The sequence below is a fragment of the Pseudomonas sp. MWU12-3088 genome, from assembly GCF_023242405.1.
GTDB classification, from domain to species: domain Bacteria; phylum Pseudomonadota; class Gammaproteobacteria; order Pseudomonadales; family Pseudomonadaceae; genus Aquipseudomonas; species Aquipseudomonas kribbensis.
The window spans coordinates 157,576-167,029 of the sequence record NZ_JALJEA010000007.1 but is presented as its reverse complement, the minus strand read 5'-3'; the positions used below and the strand labels follow the sequence as shown (position 1 = coordinate 167,029).

The following is a 9,454-nucleotide window of genomic DNA, read 5'->3' as shown; positions in this document are numbered from 1 at the left end:
GGGGGTAACCTGCTGTAAATTCGGGAAAAAAGGAGCGCGCAGCGGCGAATCCGTGCGGCCACGCGCAGCCCGGAAAAGCTAAAACATCGGGGCTTGGGTGTCTGACATGGGAAGCGGGGACAAGCCCCGTGACCGGCCAGTCATGGCGTCGATTCGCGGGAACCGCGAATCGACGCCGATGTCGGCTCAGAGCCGGCGTTTGCGGTTGAGGGTCGGTATGGTGGTTTGCGGGACTTCAACCTGTCTGGCCTGCGCCGAAGTCTGAGCCGCCAGCGCGGCCAGGGTCGGTTGGCTGAACAGCGTGCGGGCATCGACGTGCAGCCCGGCCTGACGCATGCGCGCCACCAGACTGACCGCCAGCAACGAATGCCCGCCGAGTTCGAAGAAGTGGTCGTTGCGCCCGACCTGCTCCAGTTGCAGCACCTCGGCCCAGATCTGCGCCAGCCGGATTTCGACTTCGCCCTCGGGCGCCTCGTAGCGACGACTGAGCACCGCCTCCGCCCCCGGTGCCGGCAAGGCCTTGCGGTCGACCTTGTCGTTGGGGGTCAGGGGCAAAGCATCGAGCTTCACGTAGGCGCCCGGCGCCATGTACTCCGGCAAGCGCTCCAGCACGTGGGCGCGCAAGCTTTCGATGCGTGGCGCGTCGAAGCCTTCGCGCACGGTGAAATACGCCACCAGGCGTTCGTCGCGCACCAGCACCACGGCTTCACTAACGGCCGGATGCTCGATCAGCCGCGCCTCGATTTCCCCCGGTTCCAGACGCAGGCCACGCAGCTTGACCTGGAAGTCGTTGCGCCCGAGGAATTCGAGGTTACCGTCCGCCCGGTAGCGCACCAGATCGCCGGTGCGATACAGGCGATCACCGGCCACGAACGGGCTGTCGATGAAGCGCTCGGCCTGCATGTCCGGGAGTCCCAGATAACCCCGCGCGACCCCGAGCCCGCCGATGTGCAAGTGACCGCTCACCCCGAATGGCACCGGTTGGTCATGGGCATCCAGCACGTAGAGCCGGGTGTTGCTCAACGCCTTGCCGATTGGCACCACGGCTTCCGGCACCGATTGATCCGGTTCCAGCGTCCAGCCGGTGCTGTCGACCGTGGTTTCGGTCGGGCCGTAAACGTTATGCAGACGCACCCACGGCAGGCGCTCGCGGACGCGCCGGGCCAGTGCGGCAGTCAGTTCACCGCCACCGTTGAGCACGTCGGTCAGGCTGGTGCACTGGCTGACATCGTCCTGCTCGATGAACTGTTGCAGCAGCGCCGGCACGAACTTGACCACGGTGATCTGCCGTTCGCGAATCACCTGGGTCACATAGGCCGAATCGCGGTTGCCGTCGGGACGCGCCAGCACCAGACGCAGGCCTGAACACAGCGGCCAGAAGATCTCCCACACCGAACTGTCGAAGCTGAACGGCGCCTTCTGCAACAGCGCACCTTGCCCGGTCGGCGGGCTGATCTGCGAACCCCAGTGCACCATGTTGCAGGCACTGCGGTGTTCGATCATCACGCCCTTCGGCGTGCCGGTGGAACCGGAGGTGTAGATCATGTAAGCCAGGTTTGAAGCGCTCAGACCCGGTACTTGCAGGTTTTCAGTCGATGCGCCCTGCCAGGTGCAGCGGTCCAAATCGATGACCGGCACTCCCGGATCGGCCAACAGATTGCGGGTGGCGTCATGGACCAGCACCGCAACCGGCGCGCTGTCCTGCAACATGTAATGCAGGCGGTCCAGCGGATAGTCCGGATCCAACGGCACATACGCTCCGCCCGCCTTGAGAATGCCGAGCAGACCGATGATCAGATCCGGGCTGCGCTCGACGCAGATCGCCACCCGGGAATCCGGTTGCACACCTTGCTCCCGTAGATGATGCGCCAAGCGGTTGGCCTGCTCATTCAACTGGCGATACGTCAGCTGTTGTTCACCGGCCTGCAAGGCGATGGCGTCAGGACGGCGTTGCGCCTGCTGCTCGAACAAGGTCTGCAGCGGTTGATCCATCGGGCAATCGACTTCGCTGGCATTGAACTCGACCAGCAGTTGTTCAAGCTCCGCCGCCGGCAGGATCGGCAAGCGATTCAGCGGCTGTTGCGGGGTTTGCTCCAGCGCATCGACCAGCGCCTGCAACGCGGTTTGCACGTAGTCGCCGATGCGCCGGGCGCCGATGCTGATCAGGGTTCGCGTGGTGATCTGCAAGGCGCTGCCCAGGTCATCGACGCTCAAGGTCAGCGGGTAGTTGGTGCGTTCTTCGTTATCCAGGGTCTGGATGCCTTGCCAGGCCGGATCCGCCGTCGATTCCTGCACCTCAAGATCGGTGTGCCGATAGTTGAGCAGCGCACTGAATAGCGGTGCCGGTGACGCAACACCGCTGCACCGCTGGGCCAACGCCAGCGATGCATGCTCATGCCCGAGCAGGTCGGTGAGTCGGGCGTGGGTGAGCAACACGGCATCACGCGCGCCCCGGTCCATGTCCACTCGCAAAGGCAAGGTGTTGATGAACACCCCGAGCGCCCGGTCCGCGCCCTCGCCGCCCTGCATGCGGCCCATGAAAACGCTGCCGAACACTACACGTTCCTGCCCCGAGGTCGCTGCCAGTACCTGCGCCCAGGCCAGGTGAATCAGGCTGGCCACGCTGACGCCTGCCTGCCGCGCTTGCAGGCGCAAGCGGCGGTCCAGTTCAGGCGCAAGGGTTCGCACGGCTTCGTCGATGCCGCGCCCGTCGCCCTGCACGTCCTGCAAACCGAACGGCAGGGTCGGCTCGTCGATGTCGGCAAGCATTTCGCGGAAGAACGCTTCGTGTTCCTGCTCGCTGACACCGAGCCGGGTCTGGGCCACGTAATTGCGATACGGCACCGCTGGCGGCAACGGCTCACCCTGCCCCAGCAGGTTGGCGCGCATTTCATGGCGCAGGACTTCCAGGGCGATGTGATCCAGTGCCAGGTGATGGAACAACAGAATCGCCACGATCCGCCGATGGGCCGGATCGCGGGCATACATCAGCCGGATCAGCGGCGCCTGACTGACGTCGATGCGATAACGACGGGCATCGAAACGCTCATGCAGTTGCGCGAGGACATCGCCCTCGGCCGGGTCGAGCATGATTTCCTGCACCGGCAGTTCGGCTTCGCGCCAGACCACCTGCACCGGCGTGGTCAAACCTTCCCAGACCACCGCAGTGCGCAGGATATCGTGCCGCGCCATGACTTGACGCAACGCCGCCGCATAGGCCTCGACCCGCTCGACGCTGTCGAACGCCAGTTGCGATTGCAGCAGATACGGATCGCCCTGGGCGGCGGTGATGTGGTGATAAAGGATGCCTTCCTGCAACGGCGCCAGCGGGTAAATGTCCTGCACGTTGGCTGCGCCACCCGGCACGGTGGCGATGATCCGGTCGAGGGTAGTTTGATCCAGCTCGACCAACGGCAACAGGTCCGGGGTGATCTGCGTGCAACCCTGCGGAATGCGGTTGGCCGGCACTTCGACCTCGCGACCACTGCCCACCGACGCAGCCAGTGCCGCCAGGGTCGGCTGGCCGAACAGCACGCGCACGTCGCTGCTCATGCCAAGCTGTCGCATGCGCTCGATCAGGTTGACCGCCAGCAACGAATGGCCGCCCAGCTCGAAGAAATGATCGTGACGCCCGACCTTTTCGACTTGCAGCACCTCGGCCCAGATCTGCGCCAGGAGGATTTCGACGTCGCCTTGCGGGGCCTCGTACTCGCGGCGGATCAACGCCTCCGGCCCCGGTGCCGGCAACGCCTGGCGATCCAGTTTGCCGTTGGCGGTCAGGGGCAACGCCGTCAAGCGCACGTAGGCCGATGGCAGCATCGCGCTCGGCAGACGGGTTTGCAGATGGGCATGCAGCTGCGTGATGTCCAGCGGCTGGTGTTCGGTGAACCAGGCCAGCAACTGCCCGTCGCGCACCTGCACCACCGCATCACGCACGGATTCATGACTGCTCAACGCCGCTTCGATTTCGCCGGGTTCGATGCGTACGCCACGGATTTTCACCTGATCGTCGTTGCGGCCCAGATACTCGATATTGCCGTCCGGGCGCCAGCGTGCCAGGTCGCCGGTGCGGTACATCCGCGCGTTGGGCTGGCCGCTGAACGGATCGTCGAGAAAGCGTTCGGCGGTCAGTTCCGGGCGGTTGAAGTAACCCCGCGCCACCCCGGCACCGCCGACGTAGAGCTCACCGGCCACGCCAATCGGCACCGGACGCTGTCGGTCATCCAGCAGATAGGTCGTGGCATTGCTCACGGGTTTGCCGATGTGCAGCGTCCGGCCCGGTTCGATGCGACCCGAGGTGGCAACCACCGTCGCTTCGGTCGGGCCGTAGTTGTTGATCACCTCGAACGTTTGCTCGCGATTGAACTGGCGCAGGCGATCACCGCCGATCAGCAGTGTGCGCAGGGTCGGGTGTTCGAGGTGGCGACTGAAGGCGTACTCGGCAATCGGCGTTGGCAGGAAACTCACGTCCAGTGGTTGCGCACGCCACCAGTCGAGCAGCGCGTCGATGTCTTCACCGCTGTCACGGGACGGCGCCAGGTGCAGGGTCGCGCCGGCACACAATGCGGGCCAGACTTCCCAGGCCATCGCGTCAAAGCCGAAGCCAGCCAGGCTCGAGGTGTGGCCACCCGCACCCAGGTCGAAAGCCGTGCAATGCCAGTCCACCAGATTCGACAGGGTCCGATGTTCGACCATCACGCCTTTGGGCTGGCCGGTGGAACCGGAGGTGTAGATCACGTAGGCCAGATGTTCGGTGGTCAGGCCCGAGACGTCGGGGTTGAGATCGTTGACCGGCCAGGAACGCGAGTCGATGTCGATCACCGGCACATTCAGCGCCGGCAGACGTTCACGCAGATTGCGCTGGGTCAGGACCACGACCGGCGCACTGTCGCTCAATAAATAGCTCAAACGTTCCGCAGGATGGGCCGGATCGACCGGCACATAACCGGCGCCGGACTTGAGGATCGCCAACATCGCGACCAAGGTATCCAGCCCACGGCGGGCGACCAGCGCCACGCGGTCATCGGGTTGCACACCGAGCCCGATCAAATGATGGGCCAGGGCGTTGGCCTTTCGGTTCAGTTCGGCATAGGTCAGCCGTTGCCCCTGGGATTCTGCAGCCACCGCATCCGGTCGTATCGCCGCTTGCGCTTCGATTCGCTGATGAATGGTCTGCCCGTCGGAGTAATCGGCGCGGGTGTCATTCCACTCTTGCAGCAAGGTCGACTCGGCCGGCAGATTCAGACTGAAATCGCCAACCGCCAGCGAAGTATCTTCAAGCCCCTGCTCCAGCACCCACAGCAATCGGCCGCACAGCGCCGCGATTTCATCCGCGTCAAAGTAAGCCTCGTTGTACACCAGGTACAAACTGTCCTCTTCGTCGCCACGGCTGCTCAACAGGTGCACGGACAGCGGTGTGCCCTCCTCGTGGTTGGACACTTTGACCACCCGCCCCCGGGCCTCTCCGTACCGGTATTCATGGGCGTCCCGCTCGTAGGAGACGGTCACTTCGAACAGCTGTGATCGATCCTCGCGCAGCAGACCCAGCGCGCGGTTCATCTCACTCAGGGGAAAACGCTGATGGCGGAAATCCTGTTTCAGCTCATCGCGAACGGCCTTGACCAGTGCACCGAACGCCAGCTCGCGCCCGAACCCCATGCGCACGGCGCTGACCTGGGTGAACAGCCCCAGGGTCGACTTGAAACGGGCCCCGGAACGATTGAGCAACGGCAAGCCCACCACCCATTCATCACGCTGGCCGATACGGCTGAAGTACACATGCATTGCCGCCAGCAGGAAATGCAGCGCCGAAGCCCCGTATTCTGCGGCCACCTGCTTCATACGGTCGTGAAGGCGTGCCGGAAACACCTGCGAGTAAATCCGCGTCGGTGCCGTCGCGCCGGCAAAGCGTTCCTGGTAGCGCGGCAACAACAGCGGCTCGGGAAGATGCCGATATTTGTCCAGCCAGTACGCACGGTCACGCGCATAGCGGGCGGACTCGTAATACCGTGCGTCGTCATGAATGAAGTCGATATAGGACGGCGCCGAATCCGGCGGCCGTTGCCCGAGCGCCAGGGCGTTATAGATCTCGTCGAGGGACTTGAGCATCTCGCCAAAGCCCCAGCCATCGACAATCAGGTGATGGGCCTGGAGCGAAAACCAATGGCAGCGATCATCGAGACGGATCAGGCAGAAACGGAACAACGGCCCGCCGTCCAGCGTGAACGGCTGTTCGATGCGCTCCTGAGTCAATCGGCGCGCCGCAGCCTCCGGCTCGGGATGGGCACTGAAGTCATGGAACGGCATCGGCACCGGCATCGAGGGCGCAAAACGCTGCAACGGCAGACCGTGCTCACCGGCACCCAGCAACAGACTGGTGCGCAGGGCGTCATGCCGGGCCACGAGGCCTTCAAGGGACGCGTGCATCAACGCAGGATCAAGGACACCGGTCATCTCGACATAACCACCGATGTTGTACACCGGCGAATCCCCCTGACGCAGTTGATCGAGCCAGATGTCACGCTGGGCAGCGGTCAGCGGGAAGGCTTCGGAAATCGCGGACAGACCGTCCGCCGCATCGGCAGCAAATTGGTTCATAAGATCCGTCTCATGTGATTTGGCGCGTATTCAAGCATCGGCCCCGAAACCCGCATGACACGTGAAACCCGGACAACTCCCCCCTCTTTGCCCCGCCCTGAGGGTCGTCAGCCCCGGACAAGTCAGTTATTCCCTCAAAAGTTCGGAAAGAAATGGCTGAAAATCCTGTAGGACAATCGCCACACGCTGCTACCGACCAGCGCCTCGCAAATGTGGGACGCGGCGGTCCGAGCCCCGGATTTCGGGGTTCCCACTAGACCGTACAGTCACGGACTACGAGTCCTTACACATAGATCTGACAGAAACGTGACGCCATTTTTTCGGAATTAGTGGCACTTTGTGTCCCCGTTTTCCCCTACAGACGTAGGACAAATGCATAGGCTTAAATCCCGCTCCAGATCGATTTCAAGGAGAAACGCTGGGTTGGCGGCTTCACAGGTGTATGCACGGCAGATGATTCGGCAATGGCTTTAAATCAGGGATGACAAGGATATGAATCTGACCGGCAGTCTTCGCAACACGGAAAACCCGCACTTCTACTGGCAACTGGGCGAGTTGATCGCCAGTACGGGGAACGAACGATTCGCCTCCAACATGTTTCAGTTGGTCGACACCCTGGTGCCGGTCAACCGGGTCGATCTCAGCGAATGGACACTCGACGAGCGCGAGGCCAGCGTGGTCGAGATCAAGGCCCTGGGCAGCGCCGGTTTGCCGGATACCTTCCCGCCCCCGGACCCGCTGCAATGCCAGGACGATCATCCGCTGTTGCAAAAGATGATCGAGATGAATGACTCGCTGCTGATTCAACTCAAGGCCTCGCTGCAGCAACGACACCCGCACCACAGCGTCCATCAGTGCAATCTGGTGTCACGCACCTCCAACCGCCGCTGTGTCATCTCGTTCTATCGCCCTCACACGCACCGGGTGTTTTCCCTGCCGGAGCTGTCGTTTCTCAAAAGCCTGTCCGACACCCTGCTGCCGTTGATCGAGCGTCATGCGCAGATCCGTCGGCAAATCATCGCCCGGCAACCGCGCCCACTTCAGGCCGATCAGGAGCAGACACCGTTGCAACAGGTGTTCGACGAGCGCCTGGCACTGGGCGACATCACCCTGTCAGTGCGCGAGAAAGAAGTCTGCCTCGGCCTGCTGACCGGCGGCACCGTGCCGCAGATGGCCGAGCGGTTGCGGGTCAAGAACAGCTCGATCGAGACCTACCTCAAGCGCGCGGCGGCCAAACTCGGAGTCAGCGGGCGTCACGGTCTGGCGAAATGGATGGCCGGGGCCTGATCCGGCGTTTTCTCATCACGGGCCTTCGCGCCCACTCCTATTTGTGAACGAGGCTGTTTGATGTCCAGGTTGCCGATCTCCCTGCTGTCCATGGCGTTGCTGATGGGCGGCTGCTCGCTGATTCCCGATTACCAGCGTCCGGCGTCACCCAGCGCGGCGCAGTATTCAAACGGCCCCGCCTACTCTGCGTCAACCCGGACCACGACCGCTGTCGAGGACTGGCGCGGGCTGTTCAATGACCCGGCGTTGCAGCAGTTGATTGAAAGCGCACTGGTCAATAACCGCGATTTGCGGGTGGCCGCGCTGAACGTTGAGGCCTTCCAGGCGCAGTACCGCATTCAGCGCGCCGATCTGCTGCCGGCGGTTTCAGCCAATGCCAATGAGCTGCGCCAACGGGTGCCGGCAAGCGTGACCAAAACCAAAGCGGCGATCACCTCGACCTACTCGGCGAACCTCGGCATCAGCGCCTACGAACTGGATTTCTTTGGCCGCGTCCGCAGCCTCAGCGAACAGGCCTTGATGAGCTGGCTGGCCACCGAAGAAGCCCGGCGCAGTGCGCAATTGAGCCTGGTGGCCAACGTCGCCAACGCCTACCTGACCTGGCGCGCCGATCAGGAATTGCTGGCCCTGGCCCAGGAAACCCTGGCCGCCGACGAGCAAAGCCTGCGCCTGACCACCCGCAACCGCGAGGCCGGAAAATCTTCGGCACTGGATCAGATCCAGGCGCAGACCAGCGTCGACAGCACCCGTGCCAGCCTCGCCCGCTATCAACGCCAGGTGGCCCAGGACTTGAACAGCCTGACGTTGCTGGTCGGGGCGCCGGTTCCGGAGACATTGCCGGCACGACCACTGGCCAGTGATCTGGTGGCCCAAGTCCCGGCCGGGTTGCCGTCGGATCTGCTGCAACGCCGGCCGGACATTCTCCAGGCCGAATACAAGCTGAAAGCTGCCAACGCCAATATCGGCGCAGCCCGGGCGGCGTTTTTTCCCAGTGTCAGCCTGACGGCCAATGCCGGCACATCGAGTCGGGACCTGTCGGGATTGTTCAAGGGCGGCTCCGGCGCCTGGACCTTCCAGCCGCAGATCAACCTGCCGATCTTCAACGCCGGCAGCCTGCGCGCCAGCCTAGATTACGCGAAGCTGCAGAAGGACATCACCGTCGCCGAATACGAAAAGACCATTCAGACCGCCTTTCAGGAAGTGTCCGACGGTCTCGCCGCACGGGAGACCTATCAGCAACAGCTACAGGCCCAGCGCGATCTGGTGCAGGCGACTCAGGACTATTACGACATGGCGCAGCACCGCTACCGGACCGGTGTCGACAGCAGCCTGACGTTTCTCGATGCCCAGCGTTCGCTGTTCAGTTCGCAGCAAGGTCTGATTTCCGACCGGTTGGCGCAACTGGTGGCGCAAGTGAACCTGTACACCGCACTGGGCGGTAGCTGGAGCCCTGCGGAACCGTCGCCGCAATAACCGCAGGTCATGTTTTCTTACACCTTTTGTCGCCAGATCTGACATCCGTCGGTGATCAAAAACCGACCTGCCGGTTCATTTTGGTATCATGCGCCGC

General features: G+C 63.1%; 3 protein-coding genes. 2 read left to right on the top strand and 1 reads right to left on the bottom strand.

The genetic code is table 11. From position 1 onward, the window contains the following. Positions 1-186 precede the first annotated feature (186 nt). Positions 187-6,597: a non-ribosomal peptide synthetase gene (locus M5B98_RS18045; RefSeq protein WP_248743496.1), complete on the bottom strand. Its 6,411-nt coding sequence runs from the start codon at positions 6,595-6,597 to the stop codon at positions 187-189. A 492-nt stretch (positions 6,598-7,089) separates the two neighbouring features. Here M5B98_RS18045 and M5B98_RS18040 point away from each other — a divergent pair, with 492 nt between their 5' ends. Both M5B98_RS18040 and M5B98_RS18035 read left to right on the top strand, forming a co-directional pair. Then, on the top strand, positions 7,090-7,884 hold the full coding sequence (locus M5B98_RS18040) for a helix-turn-helix transcriptional regulator (protein WP_248743495.1): 795 nt from the start codon (positions 7,090-7,092) through the stop codon (positions 7,882-7,884). A 60-nt stretch (positions 7,885-7,944) separates the two neighbouring features. Then, positions 7,945-9,357 (top strand): efflux transporter outer membrane subunit, encoded by a 1,413-nt coding sequence (locus M5B98_RS18035; RefSeq protein WP_248743494.1) that lies wholly within the window; start codon positions 7,945-7,947, stop codon positions 9,355-9,357. Positions 9,358-9,454: the final 97 nt, after the last annotated feature.